Source organism: Pseudomonas sp. Fl5BN2, from assembly GCF_009908205.1.
Classification (GTDB): Bacteria; Pseudomonadota; Gammaproteobacteria; order Pseudomonadales; family Pseudomonadaceae; genus Aquipseudomonas.
In genome coordinates this window covers 31041-52584 of record NZ_JAAARL010000023.1, presented here as the reverse complement: position 1 = coordinate 52584, position 21544 = coordinate 31041, and the positions used below count along the sequence as shown (strand labels likewise).

Sequence of the window (21544 nt, the reverse complement as noted above, 5' to 3'; positions counted from 1 at the left end):
TCAAGCCGTGTGGATGGATTCATCCCACGGCTTTCCTGTTTTGCGACGGCGTTGAGAATGGTCACCAGCTTTCGCATACAGGCAACCAGAACAACTTTGTTCGGCTTACCTGTGGCGACGAGTCGTTGATAGAAGGCCCCGATTACTGGGTTGAAGCGAACAGCCGCTAACGTCGCCATATGCAGCATGCGCCTGACCGCTGCATATCTACCGAAGATCATTCGCTTGCCGCGAAACGTTCCTGAGTCGCGGTTAAAGGGGCTACCCCGATCAACGCATTGACCTTCCGTCGTATCAGTTTGCCAAGCTGCGGCAAGTCGGCGATCTCCGGGCACTTGACACTGTGCACCGGGTTGCCACCGGCGATGGCATTGTTCTCCAGGAGGTGATCGAACACGCTGGCCAGTGCCGCCAGTTTGCGGCGGATGGTGGCCCCGGCCAGGCTGGGGTTTTCGAGCTGGGCGCACCAAGCCAAGACGTGGGCCCGGGTCACGGCACGAAACTCATCGGCGCCGGTGAGCCCGACAAAACCGCAAAAGTCCTCCAGGTCGTTTGGATAGGCGCGCCGAGTGCGCGGGTTGTCGATATTTGCTAACCACTCCACCGCTGCCGGCACGACGGCCAGTTGCTGAAACTGGGCTGCGGTTAGACGGTGCTCAGCGGCGTCGCCTGCGGTATTAGCTGATTCATGATTGCTCCCGGGCAGCCCACGCGCTCTGGATGGCTGGCCATTCGGGTGATGCCTCGATTTCCCGAATCTTGGCCAGGTGTTCGGGCTCGGGAATCAGGTGCCTCCAGCGGTCTTGCTCGGCGTCCTGATCGCCGGTACGGATATCGCGCGTGAGCTCGACGCCGGCGCCGGCGAAGCGCCTGCGGACCTTGTCCCAAAAATCGACCGAGGTAGCAACTTCGTGCATGGGCGTCAGCGGTACCTGGTACAGACACCAGATCCGCCACAGCGCGGCCTGGCCACTGCCCTGCCGGCGCTGTGTGTCGCTGATCTTGAAGTCGCTGATGTAGACCCGATCCTGGAGCGGGCTTTGGCCGTAGCGGATGGAGCCGACAGGTTGGCCATCACGCAGGATCGAAGCGGTAATGGTGGGCCCGGGGAAAAAGAAATTGTCCCGCACTACTGCGTTGTGCTCGATCTGGATCTGCAGGCCCAGGGCGGACTGATCGAGCTTGGCCGCCTTGCGGCGCTGGAAGAAGTCGCGGAGGGGGTCGAACAGGGGCATGGGGCTATCCGTTGGCTGGGTCACGGTGTTAGGGCACGCGGTTGAAATAGCGATCGGGCTCGACGGTCATACTGCCGAAGCCCTGCAGACCCAGGTACCACTTGTTGCCTTTGCCCATGGCTTTGTTGGAGCCCATTACCCGCAGGACGCCGCCGTCCAGGTCATGCTCTTGGTAGATGTAGTCGCCGGGTTCCAGGTGTTGGGCCTGGTAACGCACCACCAGGGCGGTATTGCCGGCGTCGTCGGCCAGAGCGATCAGCACGGGGTGGCCGCAGGCAGAGCACGTCCAGTCGCGTTCGTTGAGGTCCTGGTCGAAATCGAGGTTTTCGGTGTCGCAGGTGCTGCAGGCGTAGGACTGGTCGAATCCGGTGGTGATACGGTGGGGGCGGGGGGCCATCAGTCATCCTTGATAGAACGTGTTGATAACCTATTTTATCGTCACTTTGCTAACAGAGTGAGCAGTGCGTAGCGTTTTGTCATTTAGTGACTAAGAATTCTGATTTGCTCGCAGAGTGAATCAAGGTTGGTGAATACAGGGTTCTAATCATGAACCGCCGAAATTTCCCTCGGCTGACCTGACGATCATCCGGCAGATGGCAGAAAGTCTCGTTTACGGGGCTGAGGTCCAACGGAATGAAAACGTACGTCAAGGTCAGCCTTAACCCCTTTACGCAGCCTGAGTCGCTGCGACTGTTGTCCAAAAAAGTCGCCATTAATAGCAATGTCATATCATCACTGTATGTCGCATTTTATGCATAAATGCATATTTTCTGTTCCTTTTTACACTGGGTTTATATACAGTGTCTGTGCACCTTGATTTCTTTGCTAGGGACTCAGGGACTCAGGGGATCTGGAGGGCTGTTATAGGCACCGAAGCTAGAAGGCCTAGGTACGAGCCTCTGAAGCACAAATATTCACACCTATCATTTGGGTGTGGGCACTATCGAAATTAAAGGATTATTTATATGTCAACTGACTATGCAGGGCCTGGTGATATACAGACGGGGCCCGGCTCTTACGTATTACCGCCATCTACAGTTACGGGTTATCGGCCACAAGAGTTTGGAGCTGGCTCCGGAACGAGTAGCCCGTTTAATCCTGGTATGGCTCAGGAAACGATTAAGTTCATGCAACGACGCAGAGAGTATATTTACCGTTATTATCCTGCTGTTCTGGATCAAGCCGTAAAAACTCAAGAGTTGGCATACTCGGAAAAACGTCAGTCTATACCCGAGAATGTTGGAATAGTTACCATAACTATATTAGGTTCTGGTGCTCCTGATAGTAAAGGCTCGAACCTGGATTCGATAAAGCAAGAGATTTCCAATAAAGAAAATAAAGTGGCGCAAAAAACAATCGAATTGCAGTCGCAAAAAGTTATTGCTAATCGTTTTTATAATGGCGATTTTTTTAGTCGTAAAGTCTATGTCTTTATGTCGTGGGCAGTTGCTTTGGAGGCTGGCAATGATTCTTCTGCCGAAGAAGCTTATGAAAAATGGCAGGAATCGCTACAGGCGGCCTATAAAGCTAAACTCATCAATGATGAAATCCAATTCTTAAATGAACAAATTATTTGGATGAGGGGGCAAGCTACGGCTGCCGCCGAAGCAGAGACCAAACGCATCGCTGCTGAAGTCGAGGCTAAAAGAGTGGCTGAAGCTAAGCGTGTTGCGGAAGAGCAAGTCCGTTTGGCGATGGAGGCTCAAAAAGCGGCCAATACCTTTCGAGCTCAAGGATCAGTCGCAGCAACACAACCTCTGTTTATCGTCTCTTCTGGTGTAATTGCTGTAGCGGAAGCCACTGCAACACTGCTTGCAGCAGCGATCCGTTCGGCGATTGTTGGTCTGGCGAGTGTCGTTGTAGGCTCGGCATCAGCCGTTGCTGTGGGTGTATTCGCGCTTCTGGTTCCATCAAAAATGGGCAATGGTGAACTGCCAAAGCGCTATACCTTTAGCACGCCGCTTTCCGATTTGGCACCGAACCTTAGCTCGCAGGAGCTGCAAGCAGCGGCAGCAGCCGGCAGCACTGTCGATATGCCGTTCCGTTTCAGCTCGAAAGCAGCTGAAGATGGCCAATCCGAGGTTTTTGTTGTTAAAACCGATGGTGTAGCTATTCCTTCCAAGGTCAAGGTGATTGCCGCAACCTACAACGCTGGACAGAACGTCTATACGGCCACCACCGCAGACGTGCCGCCTAGGACCTTGACCTGGACACCTATTGTTTCGCCAGGGAACAGCTCTACGACCTCTCCTGCTGAACAGCCGCAACCACCCATCTACACTGGAGCAACGATTACACCCGTTGAAGGTCGGATCGATACATTCCCTGCTGTAGTCGGAGCCAGTTTTGACGATTGCATTTTGATCTATCCGGTAGGTTCAGGATTTGTTCCTATCTATGTGATGTTCAGGGATCGTCGAGAGGATCCTGGTATTGCAACTGGTGTTGGGCAACCTGTATCGGGGCTCTGGCTGGGGGCCGCTTCGCAAGGCCAAGGGGCGCCCATTCCGTCGCAGATTGCGGACCAGTTGAGAGGGCGGCAGTTCAAGAACTGGCGTGAGTTTCGAGAGGCACTATGGAAGGCTGTAGGTAATGACCCTGAACTCTCTATTCAGTTCATCCCATCAAATCTTACATTAATTAAATCGGGGAACGCTCCGTATGCAGTCCCAAGTGAACATGTAGGTGGGCGAGAAGTATTTGAAATTCATCACGTCATACCTCTCAAAAGCAACGGTGGATTATATGATATTGAAAATATGCGAATCATGACACCTAAGCTGCACATTAAAACTCACGCCAATAAATAGGAAAAAAAATGAAACTGAAAAATAAATATGAGGAATATACTGAGGCCGAATTCTTGGACTTTCTTGATGAGTTCTTTAACAATAAGACAAATCTTGATGGTGAGGCGTTTGGTAAATATCTACGAAAACTTGCTAAGCATTTTGAGGAGATTACGGAACATCCAGAAAAAAAAGGACTCATTTATTATCCTAGTGAAGGAGTAGAGAATAGTCCGGAGGGAGTTTTAAAAGCTGTCAAGGCGTGGCGAGCCGCCAACGGTAAGCCAGGCTTCAAAACAGCGTAATCACGGCCAAAAGGCTCAGTCACCGAAGAACATCGATGGCTGAGTTTTTCGATTTTTGAAGCCCTTGAATACGTCATGATAGATCCCTGTTTTTATGCATAAGTGCATGGTATAGACTTTGTTGGAACGTACGACCGAGACGCACCAGTTGCAACATGACGGTGTCTTTTCAAGGTGGTTGTCGCATCAACCGTCCAACTATGCTGCTCTTTTATCGACCTGTTGCTCTCGATCCGGGTTCAACTGCACGGTGCCCATCGGTCACCTGTTACGTGTTCGACCCGACCACCGTTCTGGCTTTTTCTTTTTGGCTCGTTCGTACAGCTCATGTCGCTGGGCCAAAACCTGGCGGTCCAGTTCTTGATGCCGCTCAGCCGGTGTGACGAAGCGGATCCGGCTATGCCGATGTTCGTTGTTGTACCGGCGCATGAAACCCCTCACCCAAGCCCGTGCGGTGTCCAAACTGGCAAAGCCATCCTGCGGCCATTGTGGGCAGTATTTCAGTGTTCTAAACAGCGACTCCGAGTAGGGATTGTCGTTGCTGATCCGTGGTCGGCCCCGCGAGGGCGTGATGCACAGTTCGTACATCTTGCTCAACAACATTACTGATTTCACCGGCGCTCCGTTGTCCGAGTGCAGCACAGTGGTTCGTGTAAACACTGCTCGCCGATCACGCGGCGTTGCAGCAGCGCGCGGCGGCATTCTCACCGCTTTCCGTGCCGTAGACCTCCCAGCCCACGGCCTTGTAGCCGCCGCACGCCATGGCGAGGCGATGAAAGGGCCCATTCGGATTTGTTTGAGGATGTTGTGCCCGGCTGCAAGGCGCCGGTATCGAGGGGCAGAGAGGAGGGGGGAAACGAGATGCGCCGCTGCACAAGAGCCTTGTCCAGCGGCGCGGGGAGAATCCGGGATCAGAAGTCCCAGCGGGTGGTGACCATGAAGCTGCGGGGTTCGCCGTAATAGGCGGAGTTGAAGAAGCCGGTGTTGGAGTAGTAGGTCTTGTCGAACACGTTGTTGACGTTGAGCGTGGTCGAGACGTTATCGGTGACCTGGTAACGGGCCATCAGGTCCACCACCGAGTAGGGGTCCTGGCTGACCTTGACGTCGTTGCCGTTGACTTTGAGGATGTTCCACGCCGTACCCTGCCAGCGCAGCCCGCCACCCAGGGTCAGGCGGTCCAGATCGCCGGTCAGCTTGTAGCTGGTGTAGAGGCTGACCAGGTCCTGGGGTTCCCAGGTAGAGACCTTGGTTCCGGTTTCGTCACGGATCACCTTGTGGGTGTAGCCGGCCTTCAACTGCCAGCCGGGAGTCAGCTCGCCGGAGATTTCCGCCTCGTAGCCCTTGGTCTTGGCGGTGATGGCCTTGGATGCATAGGCAAACGGATGGATAGCGTTGTAGTCGACATCGTCTACGGCACGGTTTTCCTGGTGCAGTTCGAAGTAGGCCAGGCTGGAGTTCAGGCGGCCTTCAAAGAACTCGCCCTTGATCCCCAGTTCGTAGCTCTTGCCTACATCGGGCTCCAGCACCTTCTTGTCGGCGTCACGAGCGCTCTGTGGATTGAAGATCTCGCTGTAGTTGGCGTAGGCAGAGAAGTGCTCGTCGATGTCGTAGATCAGGCCGGCATAAGGCACGACCTTGCCGGTGTCCTTGAGGTCGCTGGTGCCGGTCAGGCTGTAGTAGACCACACGGCTGCCGAGCAACAGCTTGAGGTCATCCATCAGGCTGAATTGCGCGGTGATATAGCCAGCGTTCTGGCGGGTTGTTTGATCGGTCTTTTCGTCCAGTGGACCCCAGTCCGACGGCTTGCCCGCTTTACCGTCCCAGTTGTAGAAGTCGTAGCGGTTGGTTTCGACGAGGGTCGGCCTCCAGTAGTCGTAGCCCTTTTTGTGGGCGTTGGAGCTAGCCGCACCGATCACCAACTGGTGCTCGCGCCCTAGCAGGCTGAAGGGGCCGCTGACATACATGTCGAGGCTGTCGCTCTTGGTCTCGCCATCGAAGCTGTTGATGTTGATGGTGGTCATGCCGTCCGCGGTCGGCTGCTTGAGGGTGTTCACGTGGGCGTCATAGCCGCTGATCATGTGGCTGTACTGGCCCTTGGCAACCCAGCCGTTGGCAAAGCTGTGCTCCAGGGTGGCGAACACGTTGCGCGTGTACTGCTCCCAGGAAGCCCAGCGGGCGCCGCTGTTGAAGGAGCGCGGAAGATCCATGCGATTGCCGGCCTTGTCGAACAGCGGCGCGGCACCGGCCCAGCTGGAACCCTTGGGAATGCTGTCCTGGTAGTCGACGCCGACGCTCAACTGGGTGTCCGGCGACAGGTCGAAGTCGAGAATGCCGTAGTAGACATTGGTCTTGTTCGAGAAGTTGTCCATGAACGAGTCTTTGTCCTGGTACACCGCCACCGCTCGACCGCGGATGTTGCCGGTTTCGTTCAGGGGACCGCTGACATCGACCTCGGTACGGTAGTTGTTCCAGGAGCCGAACCCCTGGCTGGCATGGCCCTGGAATTGGCTGGTGGGTTTCTTGCGGATCAGGTTGATGGTGCCGCCGGGGTCGCCGGCGCCGGTCAACAGGCCGCTGGCGCCCTTGAGCACTTCCACCCGGTCATAGATCGCCATGTCGCTCAGGGTCTGGCCGCTGGCATAGACCGCGTCGCGGATGGTCGGGATGCCATCGATCTGGAAGTTCTGCACCGAGAAACCACGCGAGTAGTAGTCACTGCGCTGGGTGTCGTAGGCGTTCACGGTGATGCCCGGGGTGTGGCGCATCACGTCGTTGATCGAGGTGAGGTTGAAGTCGTCCATCGCCTGGCGGGTGGTCACCGAGATCGACTGCGGGGTTTCCCGCGGGCTCAGCACCAGGCGCGTGGCGGTGGCGATGGTGCCCGGGGTATAGGAGCCCGAGCCTTCGGTGATGGTGCCCAACTGGTCAGCGCTGACTTTGGTGACACCCAGCTCCACGCCATTGGCGGTCGCGGCATTGATGGTCAGCGAATTGCCGTTGAGGCTGTAGGTGGTGCGGGTGCCATTGAGCAGGGTCTTGATTGCCTGCTGCGGCTCCATCTTGCCCTTCACCGAGGTGCTGCGCTGGCTCTGGATGTCTGTCGGGTTGTAGAGAACCTGCAGGTTGGCCTGGCGACCAAACTCCTGCAAGGCGCTGCCCAAAGGCTGCGCAGGAATGTCCAGCTCGATCTCCTGGGCCTGGACGTAGCCCGCCACCGGTAGCGATACCGCAAGGGCGAGGGCGCTCGGCAGGAGGTTGATGTGCAGGGCCCGTCGCATGGATAGCGCTTTACTCAGGGGACTGAGACCGAGTAGTGCTGACATGGATGCTTTCTCTTCTATGTATTAGGTTGGCTGTTATGGGTATCTATTGCGTTTAATTCTCATTACCACTAGTGAGACGTTCTTCCTTGAACAAACCGGAAAAAAAACTCAGGCCGATTCCAATGCGTGTTCGTGCACGACCTTGCCGGCGCGCAGGCGCACCAGTTGGTCGGCAATGTCGAAATAGCGATCGTCGTGACTGATCACGATGATGGTCTTGCCCAGGCGCTTGAGGTCCGGCAGCAGCTCGGTGTAGAAAATCCGCCGGAAGGCCGGATCCTGGTCCGCGGCCCATTCGTCGAACACCAGCACTGGGCGTCCTTCGAGCCAGGCGTTGACCAGGGCCAGGCGCTTGCGTTGCCCGGTGGACAGGTCGGTGGTGCTGAAGGCGCCGTCCTTGATGCTGACCTTGTGGGCGATTTCCAGGCGGTCCAGGTATTGCGCGGCGTTGTCCAGCGAGCCCTGGCCGCTGCCCTGGACCATATCGTCGAACAGGAAGTAGTCGGAGAACACGGTGGTGAACAGCTGGCGGTAATCGTCCCGGGTGCGCGCGACCACAGCCTCGCCATTGAGGTGGATGTCTCCTGACTGGGGTTGGTAGAGGCCCAGCAGCAGTTTGATCAGGGTGGTCTTGCCGCAGCCGTTTTCACCGACGATGAACACGATGTCGCCCTGCTTGATGCTCAGGTTGATCGGCCCCAGGTGGAACGGTTCGCTACCTTCCACTGGCGGCGGACTGTAGCTCACGCCGCGCAGTTCAAGGCTGTTGACCACCGGAGTCGGGGCCTCGGCGTCGTCCATCAGCAGATGCGGTTCCGGGGAAGAGAAGCGCTCGGACAGTTCACGGATGCGGTCGAAGGCGATCTTTGCCCGGCCGATGATCGGCAGGTAGCCGACCACGTGTTCCAGGGGGCCTTTCATGTACAGCAGCACCAGGACGAAGCCGGTGATCACCGCAGGATCGGGATTCGGGTTGTAGGCCTGCATGGCCAGGGCCAGGCCGATGACCACGAAGAACAGCATCGAGCCGAAGGTCTTGGCCATGATGTAGATGTTCACCGAGCGCACCTGGATGTCACTGATGCGATCCGCGGTTTCCTGGATGCGGTGGGTGTTCATCCGATAGCGTCGAGGCCGGTGCATGCGCAACTCCTTGGCCCCCGAGGCGATGGCCGAGTAGTAGCGCTGCAATTCGTCTTCCTGGTCGCGGGCCTCATCGAAGCCCCTGATGCCCTTGGCGCCGGCGATGAACTGCACACTGCTGCCGATGATGATGGCCACGATCATCAGTACGAACATCGGCACCGACAGGTAGGCCAGATAGCCCAGGCAGCCCAGGGTGACCGTGAACGCGATGGCCAGTGGGGTGAAGGCAAAGGAAAACTCGCTGATGGTGTCGACATCGTGGGTCAGCACGGGAATCAGTCGATGGCTGCGATAGCGCTCGATCTGTTCGATCGGTGCGCACAGGACCCTTTCGCCCAGGTCTTTGCGCAGCGCGGCAATGATCCTTTGACCGACGTAGTTGGTGCCGATGTCGGAGACGATCGAGCTGGTCAAGGCCAACAGGCACAGGCCGGCGAAGGTCAGGATCACCGCCTGGTTCATGCCTGTGGGCGAGTGCAGGGCATTGTTGATGGTGGCCAGCAATAGGGTAATAGCCAGGCCGCCGGCCATCCCTAAGGCAACGGAGATCACCACGGTGGTGCGAAACGGCCTGAGCAATGCGAGCAGCCCGCGAGATGCGCCGCGCTTAGGGTCGGTCATAAGTACTTCCCAAAATTGTGGATAGAGGGTCGAGGCATGCAGACCCTTACCCATGACAAACGAAACATTGGCGCGAGTATTTAGCTCGGCATGCAGGCATTGCCGGGGGAGGCCCGGGAAGCGGCGCGGGGACTGATAAATTGCCCGCTGCCTGGTTCGTTCTTGTTCTGTGGGCGCACGTGTATCGACGCAGTGCCTGATCCATTCAGCGAGAGCGAGCAAATGACGAAGAAGAATCTGGTGTATGTCTGGTCCCTGAGAAATGCCGCTGCCGACAAGGCCGGGCAGCCAGTGGCCTACAAGGACCACGAGCGCTACATGAAATCGGTGCTGGAGTTCCTGGCGGAGTCGTTGAACCAGACGCCGCTGGGCGATCTGTACAACCTGGTGGGCGTGGTCTATGACGACGATCCGCAGTCGCCACGGGACCAGCAGTTGGTGGCCGACTATGGCTTCGCCTATCAGCCCGGCCGCCAGTGGCTGTACCCGGCGGACCTTGCGGTGCAGGGGCGCAAGGTCAATGACCTGCTGCTGAGCGTGCCTTCCACCTATCGCCGTCACCCGCGGGGCACGGCCGAGCACATTGCCGGCAAGCAGGATTTCGAACGCCGCCTGCATGACACGCTGGTGGAACTCAAGGCCGATATCGTGGTGCTCGATGGCCTGCTGGTGATCCTCGACGAGCTGGTGCGTCCTGGTGCGCCATTCGCCCGGCGGATCATGAATATTCACCCGGGCATCACCCGGATCGAATCGCCTTACGAGCGTCGCGGTGCCTACGCCACCTGGAATGCCTTGTACGGTGCCCGCGGGCAGAAGGTGGTGGACTGGGCGACCAAGGCAACCGTGGCGGTGGAGCCGCTGTATCTCACCGGTGCGTCCTTCCACTACGTGGACAATGGCATCGACTCCGGTGAAGTGTTCCACGACGTGCTCAAGACCGAGATCGGCCCTGAAGACAGCATCCTCGAACTGCGTTGGAACAACTTCAACAACAGCCTGTTCCCGGCCCTGCACGAAGGCCTGGAGTTGCTCGCCAAGCAAGGCTGAATCAGCGTCAGCCGGGGCTTCGGGCCCCGGCTGTCGGAGGGCTTACAGGCTGCGCACTACGCGAAAACCGATCCAGTCGCCGCGCGTCTCCGGGTAGATGTTGTTGCGGTTGCCGGAACGCGAGAACACCGGTGCTTCGCCCCAGTCATTGCCGCGGATCTGCAGTGATTTGCAACCAGGCTCGACCCAGGCGCTGCCGTCAGTGGGGGCGCCGACGTAGTTGGGGTGTTCGCAGTCGGCGAGCCATTCATAGACGTTGCCGTGCATGTCGTACATGCCGAAGGCGTTGGCCGGGTAGCTGCCCGCCGGGGAGCTGTAGCTGTAGCCGTCGGCCGGCCCGTAGGTGTTGGCGTGCTTGGCGATGCTGTATCCCTTGCCTTCATCGAAAGGAAAGGGGAATGGCCCGCTGGAGCCGGCGCGGGCGGCGTATTCACGCTGCGACTCGCTGACCATCCGGTAGTCGTGGCCGGTCTTGTGTGACAGCCAGGCGACATAGGCCTGCACTTCCGGGAAGTTCATGCACACCGCCGGCTGGCGCGGGCCTTGTGCATAGCGCGGTTTGCTGGCCACGCACTCACGGCCGGGGCGGGTGTCGCCGTTGGGAATCTTGACCCCGGTCTGGCGAATGTAGCTGTCCCATTGCGCCGCGGTGATCTGGAAGCGGCTCATGGCAAAGGGCTTGGCAAAGGTCACGTCGTGCATCGGGCCTTCATCGGGCTCGCGGCCGACTTCATCGTCCGGGGTGCCCATGGTGAACGTGCCGGCCGGCAGCACGACCATTTCCGGGCAGTCCTTGCAGTCTTTGAAAACCTTGCCCGGTTGCGGTTCGCCAGCCTGTGCGAGATTGGGCAGCAGGCCGCCGAGCAGCGCCACCAGGGCAACGCTGGCCAGGGGTTTGAAGGGGAAGCCAGCGGGGGGAAGAGCCTGGTTCATGAATGATCTCGTTCAAGGGGTTTGGGCGCAGGCGGCTGCCTGCGCGGTCAGAGTCTTTTGCTCAGCAGGGCCATGAAGCGTTCGATTTCGTCTTCGTTGTTCAGCAGGCCCGGCGCGGTGCGCACCACCGGGCCGACATCGCGGTCCACGGCATCGGCCACCACCCGGTTGTGCATCAGGTAGGCCGCCACCTGGTCGCAGTTCTGCCCCTTGACCCGGAAGAAGGTGAAGCCCGCCGACAGCTCGGGGCTGGGCGGAGTCACCAGCTCGATGTTCGAGTGCGCCTGCAGGCGTTGCTTGAGTTCGCTGTTGAGCTGGTGGATGCGCGCCTGGACCTTGGCCTTGCCCAGTTGCAGGTGCAGCTTGAAGGCTTCGTCCAGGGCCCAGCGGTGCTCGAAGGCGTGATAGCCGCCAGGGGTCATGGAGGTGGCGAAGCTGTGGTCTTCGGAGAAGGTCGGGATGGTCGGCGTCAGGTCCTTGAGCTGTTCGGAGCGAGCGCAGATGATCCCGGTGCCGCGCGGGCCGAACATCCATTTGTGGGTGCCGGCAATGAAGTAGTCGCAGTGCATGTCGGGGAAGTCCAGGTTGTCCACGCCGAAGCCGTGCACACCGTCGACCACGTAGAGGATCCGGTCCTTCTCGTCACGGTTGCGGTTGAGTTCCGCCACCAGCTTGCCGATCTCGCCGATGGGCAGTTTCACTCCGCTGCCGGACTGCACCCAGGTCATGCCCAGCACCCGGGTGTTGGGGCGAATGCTGCGCTTGATCGCCCCCAGCACTTCGTCTACCGAGACCCGGTTGGGGTTCTCGAACAGCTTGATCTTGCGCACCTGGGTGCCTTGCTTCGCGACGCGGAAGTTCAGGCTGTATTCGGTGGCGTAGTGTTCATGCTCGGTGGTGAGGATTTCCTGATCCGGGCGCACGTGCAAGCCGCCGTAGATCATCGCCAGGCCCTCGCTGGTGCTGCCGGTGAGGGCAATCTGCCCGGGCTTGGCCTGCAGGTAGCGGCCCGCCCAGTCGCGCACTTGCGCCTCGCGCTTCCAGGTTTCCTGCAGGTCCCAGTCCATGGCCAGGCCCGGGTTGCGATCGATGCGCGCGCGGTGCATTTCAATGGCATCGCGCACCGGCTTGGGGTGCGAGGTCACCAGGAAATTGGAGAAGTGGATGTAGTCCGGGTCCTGGTTGAACAATTGGCGAAACGCCGGCCAGGAGTCCGTGGCAGCAGCCTGCGGCGCTGCGCCGTTGGCTGCCAGTGCCTGGCTGTTGAGGGCGGCGGCGCCCAGGGGCAGGCCTGCAACGAGGATGCCGGCCTGCTTGAGAAAACTACGACGATCAGTCATGAATGCATTGCGCTCCTGGGCAGTGAAGGAAGGTCAGCGCTGGGTCACGGGCTTGGAGGATTTTTGCACCTGCTCCCAGACCCGCAGGAAGTTGCCACCCCAGAGCTTGGCGATATCGGCTTCGCTGTAGCCGCGGGTCAGCAGTTCGGCGGTGACGTTGCGGCCCTCGCTGACATCCTTCCAGCCATCGATGCCGCCACCGTCGTTGAAGTCCGAGCTGATGCCGACGTGGTCGATGCCGATCTTCTTCACCGCGTAGTCGATGGCGTCGCCGTAGTCCTTGAGGGTGGCCTTGGGCTCTTTCTCGACGATGCCGTACAACGCACCGGCGTACTCGCCGAAGCGCTGCTCGGGCCACACGGTGATGATCGCGTCGCCGGGCATCAGGGCCATTTCCAGGCCGGTCAGCGGTTGCAGGTCAAAGCGCGTGCGCAGGGCGTTGAGCTTGTCGCGGCTGGTCTGGCTCAAGGGGCGGATATAGGTGGCGAAGCCGACGATCTGCACCACGCCGCCGCTGTCCTTGATCAGCTGCATTTCCTTGTCGCTGAGATTGCGCGGGATATCCACCAGGGCCCGGGGCGCCGAGTGCGAGGCCACGAAGGGCGCCCGGCTGAGCTGGCTGACCTGCTCCAGGGCCTTGGTCGACATCTGCGACACGTCGATGATGACCCCCAGGTCATTGAGGCGGTGTACCGCCTGCTTGCCGAGGTCGGACAGGCCGCCGAGGGCGTCCGGGGTGTCGTTGAAAAATGGCAGCGGACGCGACGAGTCGGACCAGGCGTTGTTGCCCACATAGCTGAAGCCGAACATGCGCATGCCGCGGTTTGCCCAGAAGTCCAGCTGGTTGAGGTCGGTGCCCAGGGGGTAGGCGTTGAGCATGCTGAGGAATACCGCGAACTTGCCTTCGCCATTCAGGCGCCTGAAATCGTCCGGGGTGTAGGCGATGGCCACCTGGTTGGGGAAGTCGCGGACCATGCCGGTGATGATCTTGTAGCGCGCTTCCTGTTCGTTGCGGGCGGCGTCGACAAAACCCGCCGTGGGGCGGTGCGGAGCGTTCGGGCCGTTCCAGATTTCCGGCCAGCCGAAAATCGTCAGTGCGGCACCGGACAGGCGTCCGCGGCCGGCCTTGGCCAGGTCGAACTGGCCCGAGCCGTCCTTGTCGGCTTCGTTGCCGGCGCTGCCAAAGTCCAGGGGCACGGTGACGTGGCTGTCGAAGGAGAGGAGGCGCTCTTGCAGTTCTTCGGCCTGCTTCATCACCTTGATCGGGTAGCCGGGGTTGTTCCTGAAGCCGTAGTCCCAGGCCAGAAAGCCCGCGCCGGCGGTCAGCACCAGGGCCAGCGGCAGGCCGATGTAAAGAGCCTTTTTCGAACGTGGTTTGGTCATTGCCATCTCAGTCGCAGTTGCGGTCAAAGTGCAGGCACAGGGGGCCTTTGCTATCTGGGAAGAACGAGCGACGCAGCGGAAAATTTAAGCGTGCTGCGGCAACGGTAAATTTCTTCCTGCAACGTACGTTCTAGCTTGGATAAAGCCTGCTTCAGGGCTGACACAGGTAGGGCAATGACGATTTCTCGACGAGGGTTCATGGCGGGCTTGGCGCTGACCGGCGCTGCAGTGCCAGCAGCGTTTTATGTGCATCGCAAGTTGACGCGTGAGGAAGAGTTTCCGATCACTCCGGGCGAGGCCACGGTGGATCTGGCGGACACCGCCGGGCAGCAGCTGGCGGACCAGTTGCGGGGCATCTGGAGTATTCGTTTCCTGGGGCGTGATGCCGGCCTGGAGGGCCTGCCCCGGCAAGGCCTGGAGCTGTTCATCGACATCGCCCAGCGTGGCCGTGGCCTGCGTGGTTATCTGGACACCCCCCAGGGGTTGCGCGCCGCAGCAGCCCCGCGTTATCAGATCATCGGCGACCTGGTCAGCCCGAAACCGGCGCAGATGTACTGGCGGCTGATCAGCAGCGCCGCGCCGGACGGGGTTGCCGCCTATGAGTTCAAACTGACCCTGGACGAGGTCTGGGCCGATTTTGGCAACGCCGGCAGCGGTACCCTGAGCGGCAGTGTGCAACGCCTGGACCGGCCTTTGGGGCTGGCGGAACTGGACAATCGGTTTGTCGCCACCAAGCAGCGCTTTCCTGAAGCACGGGAGCGGATCGGCCTCAATCCGACCCTGCAGGCCTGGCTGATTTCCCCCGAGCACCGGTTGTTCCACCAGCTCTGGCACGCCACCCGGGACAAGTGGCACCGGCTCTCCGAAGAGAAGCGCGATGCCTTGCGCGGTATTGGCTGGCAACCCGGCCCGCGCGGTCAGGAGCGTGATGCTCGTGGGCTGAAGAAAGACCGCAACGGTTCCGGTATCGACTTCTTCTTCATGCACCGGCACATGCTGGGTACGGCGCGCTCCATGCAAGACCTGCCGTCCTGGGCGCATTTCCCCATGCCTGCACCTGAGCTGCAGCGCGACCGCCTGGGTTTTGCCCGTTACTTCGATAACCACGACGGCGGCTCGCTGCCGCCAACCTGGCTGGCCCACGGCGATGACGAATACAGCCAGTGGGTCAGCGATATCAAGGCGGGCGAGACCTACCACAGCAACTTTGAAGTCTGGGAGTCCCAGTACCGTGACCCGCGCTACCTGGCGAAGCTGACCCTGGGGCAATTCGGTTCGGAAATCGAACTGGGCCTGCACGACTGGCTGCACATGCGCTGGGCTTCGGTGCCCCGTGATCCTTCCAGCGGCGCGCCGGTGCCCCTGGCCCGGGATCCGGCGGATTTCGCTGCGCGCTGGTACCAGCCGGAAAACGATTTTCTCGGTGATCCGTTCTCGTCCCATGTGAGCCCGGTGTTCTGGCGTTTCCATGGCTGGATCGACGATCGTCTGGAAGACTGGTTCCGCGCCCACGAGCGCTTTCATCCCGGTGAACTCAAGCGCCAGGAAGTCAACGGCGTGCCCTGGTTCGCCCCGGGGCGTTGGGTCGAGGCGGGCGACCCCTGGCTGGGCCCGCTGACCCATGGTTGCAGCACCATTCCCGGTTTGCAGATGGGCAAGACGGTGGAGATGGACCCGGAAACCATGAAGCTGGCGCTGCGCATCACCTTTATCGATGACGAGAAGCAGCTGGCCGATCTGTTCCGCAAAGTGCCGCGTCGGCCCTGGTATGCGCGGCATTTGAAGCTCAGGGAGCGGCTGCTGTAGCCACGTCGGACCTGCCACTGCCTGTGGGGCTGAAGACCGCGGGCAGGACCTTCAGTTGGACAGGGCAACCTCGGCTAGAAAGCTCAACAGGTTGCGGTATCCGGTTTCCTGCCACTCTGCGCTCGCGTGATCGAAACAGAAGATCTCTGCCCGGCATTGGTGGTTTTCTATCTTGAAACCGTAGAAATCGCCGCAGCCGTTTTCCGAAAACAACAGATGGTCCTGGGCAATCACCGGGTGTGCCCGATTGATGCGGGGCAGATTCAAGTCGCTGGCTTCATCCAGCGAATAGACGATTCCCAGTGCAAAGTAGCCGCCGCCAAATGCCTTGAGAAACTGCCTGTAGTCGCCAGGAAGTTGCAGCCCCCACGCTTGTTCAAATCCACTGATGTCGTCTTCGCTGGCGCAGCGGTCCGCAGGCAATGCAAACCAGATTGGCTGGTCGCATTTGCGCTTGGCCAGCAGTTGTTTGAAGTCGCTGTCGTTCATGGCTCGGTGCTCTTGAGGCGTTGGATAATCAGCAGTGTCAGGATTTCACTGGCAGCGTGCCGCTTCAGCAGTGCTTGCGCGCATCCACTGCGGTAGCTTGCGGCTTGTTGTTGGTCACGGCTTCAGGGGGCGCTCAGAGTACCCGAAGGTCGGTCATTTGCAGCCTTGATCCGCGCGGATCCACGAGCAGTTCCAGAGACAGGGTCAGATCGCTGATTCCTTCCTCTTCGGTCCACAAGGGGATATCCAATGCCCAGCCGGAGCCGTCGCGGTATTCATGGAGGTCGACATTTTGCAGAAAGGGGGTAGGTGGCAGGACCAGTCTTTTCCCATACTCGTCAATTCGCTGCGCGACATCCTGCACGGCCAGTCTGCCAAGCCACTGGTTCGCTGAAAGCTTGTCGAAGTCGGCGCAGGACAATGCCTCGATCAGTTCAAGAATTTCCAGTTCGAAGCGCTCGCTGATGGGCAATTCGGTCTTCCAGGTTTAGGGGTGAGTGCTCGGCATAGTACGGGGTGGCGCCAGGAAGACCTATCGGCCATGAGCCTATAGCGGCCTGTGTGCCGGAGTATTATCGGGTTCCTGCCAGCCACCCCCCAGGGCTTTGTACAGGGCAATGCTCGACTGCAATCGCGACAACCGCAGTTGCACGTTCTGGTCCTGGGCCGCGTACAGGGTGCGCTGGGTTTCCAGCACGCTCAGCAGGTCTTCGGCGCCGGCCTGGTAGCGGCTCTGGGCGATCTCGAAGGCCCGTTGCGCCTGGTTCAGCTCTTCACCCTGCCACTGCCGTTGCAGGTCCAGCCCGCGAATGCTGGTGAGGGCTTTCTCCACATCGGCAAAACCGTTGATGATCGCCCCGCGATAAGTTTCCAGCAGTTCCTCCTGGCGCGCCGTGGCCTGGTCGCGCTGGGCGCCCAGGCGGCCGTTGTTGAAGATCGGCGCCACCAGGCCGGAGGTGAGGCTGTAGAAGGGGTTGCGTAACACGTCCCCCAGCTTGTCCGCACCCGAGCCGAGGTTGGCGGTCAGGGTCAGGGTTGGCAGCATCGCCGCTCGCGCTACGCTGACATCGGCCTGGGCTGCGGCCAGCCGGGCCTCGGCGCTGGCGATGTCGGGACGCCGAAGCAGCAGGTCGCTGGGCACCCCGGCGTCGATGCTCGGCCAGTTCAACTGGGCGAAGGGTTGGTCGTTCAGGGGCAGGCTTTGTACTGGCCGTCCCAGCAGTGCGGCGAGGGTAATCAGGGTCTCCTCGGCCTGTTGCCGCACCTGTGGTACTTGGCGCTGCTGGGCGGCGACCAGGCTTTTTTGCTGGGCCAGTTCCAAGGCCGTGGCCGAGCCCGAGTCGTAGCGGGTCTGTACCAGTTGCAGGACATGCTGCGCATTGGCCAGGTTGAGTTCGGCGATCCGGCTCTGCTCTCGCAGCGACAGGACCTGGGCATAACTGTTGGCCACGCCGCTGAGCAGGGTCAGCTCCACCGTCGACTGGTCGAATGCGCTGGCCTGGAGCCCTAGCACGGCGCTGTCGCGGGCGGCGCGGCGGCCGCCCCAGAAGTCCACTTCATAGGTGGCGCTGAGGCCGACATTGAAGTAGTCCACGGTCTTGTTGTTGCTGTTGGCGTCCAGTTGGCTGTAGCCGTTGCTGCGCAGGAGCTTTTGGCGGCTGGCGTTGAAGGTGCCGCTGACTTCCGGCAGCAGCGGCGCACCGGCAATAATCGCCGTGGCCTGGGCCTGGCGCACCCGGGCCGTGGCGGCTGCCAGGTCGTGGCTGCCGTTGCGGGCTTCGGCGATCAGGCGGTCCAGCTCCGGGCTGCCGAACCGGGCCCACCAGCGCGGGTCCTGTTGCCGGTCGCTGTGGCTGGCGGGTGAATGCCAGGCTGGCGGTGCTTGCAGGCCGCTGTCCGGGCGCGGCTGGGGGCTGCTGCAGGCCGCTAGCATGACGCCGGCGGCCAGGAGGGTCAGGTGCACTTTCATAGATCGATCATTCACTGGTAAGGGCCGTGACCGGGTCGAGCCGGGCAGCCTTGCGGGCGGGCATGAAGCCGAAGATGACGCCGGTGACCAGGGCACAGGCAAAGGCCCCGGCCACTGCGATCAGGGAGAAGGCCACGGCTACTTCGCTGAGGATCAGCACGCCACCGATGAGCAGCGCCAGGGCGATGCCGGTCAGGCCGCCGACCACCGAGAGCATCACCGCTTCGGTGAGGAACTGGCGCAGGATGTCGCGCTGGCGGGCACCGGTGGCCATACGGATACCGATCTCGCGGGTGCGTTCGCGGACGGTCATGAGCATGATGTTCATCACCCCGATACCGCCCACCAGCAGCGAGATCGCGGCAATCGCGCCGAGCATCAGTGACAGGGTGTTCTGGGTCCGGGCCTCGGCCTGGATCATTGCCGCATTGTTGGTCAGCTGGTAATCGCGCTTGCCGTTGTGCAAGTGCAGCATCAGCTCATCGATGGCCTGTTCGGCTTCCTTGACCTTGCTCGCGTCGGCGGCGGCTATGGCCACGTATTCGGGGTTGCGGCTGCCAAACAGGCGGGTGCTGGCGGCGGAGTAGGGCACGGCGATGCGGTCGTCGCTGTCCTGGTCACCGGAGCTGGCGCCCTTGCCAATCAGTACGCCCACCACCTGGAAGGGCACGTTCTCGATCAGGATGTATTGGCCGATGGGATTGGCGACGTCGTGCAGGAGCTTTTCCCGGACTTTGCGGCCGATCACCGCCACGGCCGCCGCCGAGTGTTCGTCGGCATCGCTGAAATAGCTGCCCTCGACCACTGGCCAGTTGAAAATGTGCGGAAAGTTGGTGTCGTTGCCGCCGACGTAGGCCATGTAGTCGCGGTTGCCGTAGCGCACACCGGCTTCGGCGCCATTGACCGGCATGATGCGCTTGACCTGGGGCAGGGCGGCCACGGCGGCGACCTCGTCCAGGGTAATGATGCCCATGGGCGCACGCGGGTTGGGCGAGTGTCCGCTCAGGTAAATGATGTTCGAGCCAAAGGCTCCCATCTGCGCCATCACCTGGCGCTTGCTGCCTTCGCCCACCGCCAGCATCACCACCACCGAGGCCACGCCGATGACGATCCCCAGCAGGGTCAGGGCGGTGCGGAAGCGGTTGATCCACATCACCCGCCAGGCGGCCTGTATCGCTTCCAGCAGTTCGCCTTTCCAGGCCCCGCTGGCTTCGCTGCCATCGACCAGGCGCTGACGCAGGTCCACGGCTTGCAGGGCGCCGCTGTTGGCGCTGGTTTGCACCGACGGATCGTGGTCGGCGGTGTCGCTGATGATCTCGCCGTCGCGGATCTCGATGATGCGCTTGGCCCGGGCCGCAACTTCGCGGTCGTGGGTGATCAGGATCACCACGTGGCCCTGGCTGGCCAACTCGTCCAGCAGGGTCATGACCTCGGCGCCGCTGTGGCTGTCGAGGGCACCGGTGGGTTCGTCGGCGAGGATGATATGGCCGCCGTTCATCAGCGCGCGGGCGATGGACACCCGCTGTTGCTGGCCACCGGACAGCTGGTGCGGGCGGTTGCCGGTTCGGTCGCTCAGGCCCAGGCGCTCCAGCAGAGCGGCGGCGCGGGCGTGGCGCTCGGCGGGTGGGGTGCCGGCGTAGATGGCCGGCATTTCGACGTTTTCCTGGGCCGAGGCCGAGGGAATCAGGTGGTAGCCCTGGAACACGAACCCGAAGGCCTCGCGGCGCAGCCAGGCCAGTTCGTCGCTGTCCAGTTGGGCGACGTTTTCCCCGGCGAACAGGTAGTCGCCGGAAGTGGGGCGGTCGAGGCAGCCGAGAATGTTCATCAGGGTCGACTTGCCGGAGCCCGAGGCGCCAACAATGGCGACGAATTCGCCGGCGTGGATCGACAGGTCGATACCGCGCAGCACATCGACTTGCGGGGTATCGCCACCACCGTAGGACTTACGGATGTTCCTGAGGTCGATCAGCGGAGTCTGCATTCAACCCCCGCTGCTGTTGGCCGGGCCGATCAACAGGTGATCGCCTTCGCTCAGCCCGTCCAGTACCTGGATGCGCAGGCGATCGCTGATGCCGACCCGCACTTCGCGTTCATCGATCGAGCCGTTCTTGGCCACTACCCGGGCGACCTGCCGGTCCGCCGTGGTGCTGCCCTGCAGGGCGGCGATGGGCGCGGTGAGGACGTTTTTCGCCTGGCTGGCAACGAAGAACACCTGGGTGGTCATTTGTGCCATCAGCGCGTTGTCGGCGTTGTCCACGTCCAGCAACACGGTGTAGAGCACCACCCGGCCGCTGCCGCTCTTGCTGGTGCTGGCGGGGCTGCCACCGCCCTGGCTGGTTTCATTCAGGGGCTTGGGCGGGATCGGCAGGATTTGCCGCACGGTGCTGGTCCAGCGCCGGCTGCCACCGCTCAAGGTGGTGAAATAGGCGCTCATGCCGGGTTTGACGTGGCCAATGTCGGCTTCGGAAACCTCGGCCCAGACGGTCATCGGCGAGAGCTTGGCGATGCGCAGGATCAGCGGCGTTTGTTGCTGGGCGTTGAGGGTCTGGCCTTCACGGGCGTCCACCGCCACCACGGTGCCGGACATCGGCGCGTAGATGCGCGTGTAGCCCAGTTCCGCCTGGTCGCTGCGCAGGCTGGCCTGGGCCTGGCGGATCTGGGCCTTGAACATGTCGATCCGCGCGTGGGTGGCCTTGAGCTCGGCCTGGGCGGCCTGTACGTCTTCTTCGCGGGTGGCGCCACCGGCGGCGAGGTTCTGCTGGCGCTGGTATTTTTGCCGCGCCAGCTGGTTCTGCGCGTTCTGCTCCTGCAGCTGGGCCTGCAGGTTCTCGATGGAGAAGCGGCTGGCGTCGAGTTTTGCCTGCTGGGTGGCCGGGTCGATTTCCACCAGTAACTGGCCTTCCTTCACCGTGTCGCCGGCTTCCACGTGGATCTTGCGGATCTGCCCGGAGGCCTGGGCACCCACATCCACATAGCGCCGCGGTTGCAGGGTGCCCAGGGCGGTGACGCTGCTTTCGATATCGCCTCGGCTGACTTGCACGGTGGCGAACTGATTGCGATCGGGAGGAATGAGTTTCCAGGCCGTAATGGCCACAACGGGGAGCAGACACAGTGCGACAAGCAGGGCGCGTCGGGTGGGTCGAGGACGTTTCATG

16 protein-coding genes and 2 pseudogenes are annotated in these 21544 nt (G+C 60.9%); 4 read left to right on the top strand and 14 right to left on the bottom strand.

Annotated elements, in window-relative coordinates; all coding sequences use genetic code 11:
* Window positions 1-35 precede the first annotated feature (35 nt).
* The 3 genes and pseudogenes from GV819_RS33330 to GV819_RS26600 form a co-directional block, all read right to left on the bottom strand.
* Window positions 36-706 (bottom strand): annotated as a pseudogene (locus tag GV819_RS33330) (transposase); the annotation flags it as partial.
* Complete coding sequence (locus tag GV819_RS26605) at window positions 687-1235, bottom strand: N-acetyltransferase (RefSeq protein ID WP_161759023.1); 549 nt, start codon at window positions 1233-1235, stop codon at window positions 687-689. The gene GV819_RS26605 and the pseudogene GV819_RS33330, both read right to left, overlap by 20 nt.
* A gap of 28 nt (window positions 1236-1263) precedes the next feature.
* Window positions 1264-1632, bottom strand: coding sequence for a hypothetical protein (locus tag GV819_RS26600; protein WP_161759022.1), 369 nt, complete (start codon window positions 1630-1632; stop codon window positions 1264-1266).
* A 568-nt stretch (window positions 1633-2200) separates the two neighbouring features.
* On the opposite strand from GV819_RS26600, the gene GV819_RS26595 reads away from it, so the two are divergent.
* On the top strand, window positions 2201-4045 hold the full coding sequence (locus tag GV819_RS26595; protein ID WP_256667604.1) for an S-type pyocin domain-containing protein: 1845 nt from the start codon (window positions 2201-2203) through the stop codon (window positions 4043-4045).
* An 8-nt stretch (window positions 4046-4053) separates the two neighbouring features.
* The gene (locus GV819_RS26590; RefSeq protein ID WP_161759021.1) at window positions 4054-4329 is read left to right on the top strand and encodes a bacteriocin immunity protein; all 276 of its coding nucleotides are present in this window, start codon (window positions 4054-4056) and stop codon (window positions 4327-4329) included.
* Window positions 4330-4527: 198 nt separating this feature from the next.
* Here GV819_RS26590 and GV819_RS26585 read toward each other — a convergent pair.
* From GV819_RS26585 to GV819_RS26575, 3 genes and pseudogenes are all read right to left on the bottom strand, one after another.
* Window positions 4528-5074 (bottom strand): annotated as a pseudogene (locus tag GV819_RS26585) (transposase); the annotation flags it as partial.
* A gap of 166 nt (window positions 5075-5240) precedes the next feature.
* Window positions 5241-7607: a TonB-dependent siderophore receptor gene (locus GV819_RS26580; protein WP_161759020.1), complete on the bottom strand. Its 2367-nt coding sequence runs from the start codon at window positions 7605-7607 to the stop codon at window positions 5241-5243.
* Between the two features lie 153 nt (window positions 7608-7760).
* Window positions 7761-9419 (bottom strand): cyclic peptide export ABC transporter, encoded by a 1659-nt coding sequence (locus GV819_RS26575; protein ID WP_161759019.1) that lies wholly within the window; start codon window positions 9417-9419, stop codon window positions 7761-7763.
* Window positions 9420-9641: 222 nt separating this feature from the next.
* Here GV819_RS26575 and GV819_RS26570 point away from each other — a divergent pair, with 222 nt between their 5' ends.
* Window positions 9642-10469, top strand: a complete 828-nt coding sequence (locus tag GV819_RS26570; RefSeq protein WP_161759018.1) for a N(5)-hydroxyornithine transformylase PvdF — start codon at window positions 9642-9644, stop codon at window positions 10467-10469.
* 42 nt (window positions 10470-10511) lie between these two features.
* Here GV819_RS26570 and pvdO read toward each other — a convergent pair whose 3' ends face one another.
* Genes pvdO through pvdM form a run of 3 tightly spaced genes read right to left on the bottom strand, consistent with a single transcriptional unit; the run spans window position 10512 to window position 14125 of the window.
* Window positions 10512-11402 (bottom strand): dihydropyoverdine dehydrogenase, encoded by an 891-nt coding sequence (gene pvdO / locus GV819_RS26565; protein WP_161759017.1) that lies wholly within the window; start codon window positions 11400-11402, stop codon window positions 10512-10514.
* Between the two features lie 47 nt (window positions 11403-11449).
* The gene (gene pvdN / locus GV819_RS26560) at window positions 11450-12742 is read right to left on the bottom strand and encodes a pyoverdine-tailoring periplasmic protein PvdN (protein ID WP_161759016.1); all 1293 of its coding nucleotides are present in this window, start codon (window positions 12740-12742) and stop codon (window positions 11450-11452) included.
* A gap of 33 nt (window positions 12743-12775) precedes the next feature.
* Window positions 12776-14125, bottom strand: a complete 1350-nt coding sequence (gene pvdM, locus GV819_RS26555; protein ID WP_161759015.1) for a pyoverdine-tailoring dipeptidase-like protein PvdM — start codon at window positions 14123-14125, stop codon at window positions 12776-12778.
* A gap of 174 nt (window positions 14126-14299) precedes the next feature.
* Here pvdM and pvdP point away from each other — a divergent pair, with 174 nt between their 5' ends.
* Window positions 14300-15931: a pyoverdine maturation tyrosinase PvdP gene (gene pvdP, locus GV819_RS26550; protein WP_161759014.1), complete on the top strand. Its 1632-nt coding sequence runs from the start codon at window positions 14300-14302 to the stop codon at window positions 15929-15931.
* Window positions 15932-15982: 51 nt separating this feature from the next.
* Here the strand turns inward: pvdP and GV819_RS26545 are convergent, their stop codons facing one another.
* The 5 genes from GV819_RS26545 to GV819_RS26525 all read right to left on the bottom strand — a co-directional run bounded on the left by GV819_RS26545 (window position 15983) and on the right by GV819_RS26525 (window position 21543).
* The gene (locus GV819_RS26545; protein ID WP_161759013.1) at window positions 15983-16420 is read right to left on the bottom strand and encodes an SMI1/KNR4 family protein; all 438 of its coding nucleotides are present in this window, start codon (window positions 16418-16420) and stop codon (window positions 15983-15985) included.
* Between the two features lie 133 nt (window positions 16421-16553).
* Window positions 16554-16892: a DUF7668 domain-containing protein gene (locus tag GV819_RS26540; protein ID WP_161759012.1), complete on the bottom strand. Its 339-nt coding sequence runs from the start codon at window positions 16890-16892 to the stop codon at window positions 16554-16556.
* A 75-nt stretch (window positions 16893-16967) separates the two neighbouring features.
* The gene (locus tag GV819_RS26535; protein ID WP_161759011.1) at window positions 16968-18389 is read right to left on the bottom strand and encodes an efflux transporter outer membrane subunit; all 1422 of its coding nucleotides are present in this window, start codon (window positions 18387-18389) and stop codon (window positions 16968-16970) included.
* 7 nt (window positions 18390-18396) lie between these two features.
* On the bottom strand, window positions 18397-20370 hold the full coding sequence (locus GV819_RS26530; protein ID WP_161759010.1) for a MacB family efflux pump subunit: 1974 nt from the start codon (window positions 20368-20370) through the stop codon (window positions 18397-18399).
* Entirely contained in the window at window positions 20371-21543 is a 1173-nt protein-coding gene (locus GV819_RS26525) for an efflux RND transporter periplasmic adaptor subunit (protein WP_161759009.1), read from the bottom strand.
* Window position 21544 lies beyond the last annotated feature (1 nt).

Excerpts from the sequence above, each read along its gene's own strand:
- GV819_RS26605 (WP_161759023.1), bottom strand. The coding sequence starts at position 1,235 with ATGCCCCTGTTCGACCCCCTCCGCGACTTCTTCCAGCGCCGCAAGGCG.
- GV819_RS26600 (WP_161759022.1), bottom strand. The coding sequence starts at position 1,632 with ATGGCCCCCCGCCCCCACCGTATCACCACCGGATTCGACCAGTCCTAC.
- GV819_RS26595 (WP_256667604.1), top strand. The coding sequence starts at position 2,201 with ATGTCAACTGACTATGCAGGGCCTGGTGATATACAGACGGGGCCCGGC.
- GV819_RS26590 (WP_161759021.1), top strand. The coding sequence starts at position 4,054 with ATGAAACTGAAAAATAAATATGAGGAATATACTGAGGCCGAATTCTTG.
- GV819_RS26580 (WP_161759020.1), bottom strand. The coding sequence starts at position 7,607 with ATGCGACGGGCCCTGCACATCAACCTCCTGCCGAGCGCCCTCGCCCTT.
- GV819_RS26575 (WP_161759019.1), bottom strand. The coding sequence starts at position 9,419 with ATGACCGACCCTAAGCGCGGCGCATCTCGCGGGCTGCTCGCATTGCTC.
- GV819_RS26570 (WP_161759018.1), top strand. The coding sequence starts at position 9,642 with ATGACGAAGAAGAATCTGGTGTATGTCTGGTCCCTGAGAAATGCCGCT.
- pvdO (WP_161759017.1), bottom strand. The coding sequence starts at position 11,402 with ATGAACCAGGCTCTTCCCCCCGCTGGCTTCCCCTTCAAACCCCTGGCC.
- pvdN (WP_161759016.1), bottom strand. The coding sequence starts at position 12,742 with ATGACTGATCGTCGTAGTTTTCTCAAGCAGGCCGGCATCCTCGTTGCA.
- pvdM (WP_161759015.1), bottom strand. The coding sequence starts at position 14,125 with ATGACCAAACCACGTTCGAAAAAGGCTCTTTACATCGGCCTGCCGCTG.
- pvdP (WP_161759014.1), top strand. The coding sequence starts at position 14,300 with ATGACGATTTCTCGACGAGGGTTCATGGCGGGCTTGGCGCTGACCGGC.
- GV819_RS26545 (WP_161759013.1), bottom strand. The coding sequence starts at position 16,420 with ATGAACGACAGCGACTTCAAACAACTGCTGGCCAAGCGCAAATGCGAC.
- GV819_RS26535 (WP_161759011.1), bottom strand. The coding sequence starts at position 18,389 with ATGAAAGTGCACCTGACCCTCCTGGCCGCCGGCGTCATGCTAGCGGCC.
- GV819_RS26530 (WP_161759010.1), bottom strand. The coding sequence starts at position 20,370 with ATGCAGACTCCGCTGATCGACCTCAGGAACATCCGTAAGTCCTACGGT.
- GV819_RS26525 (WP_161759009.1), bottom strand. The coding sequence starts at position 21,543 with ATGAAACGTCCTCGACCCACCCGACGCGCCCTGCTTGTCGCACTGTGT.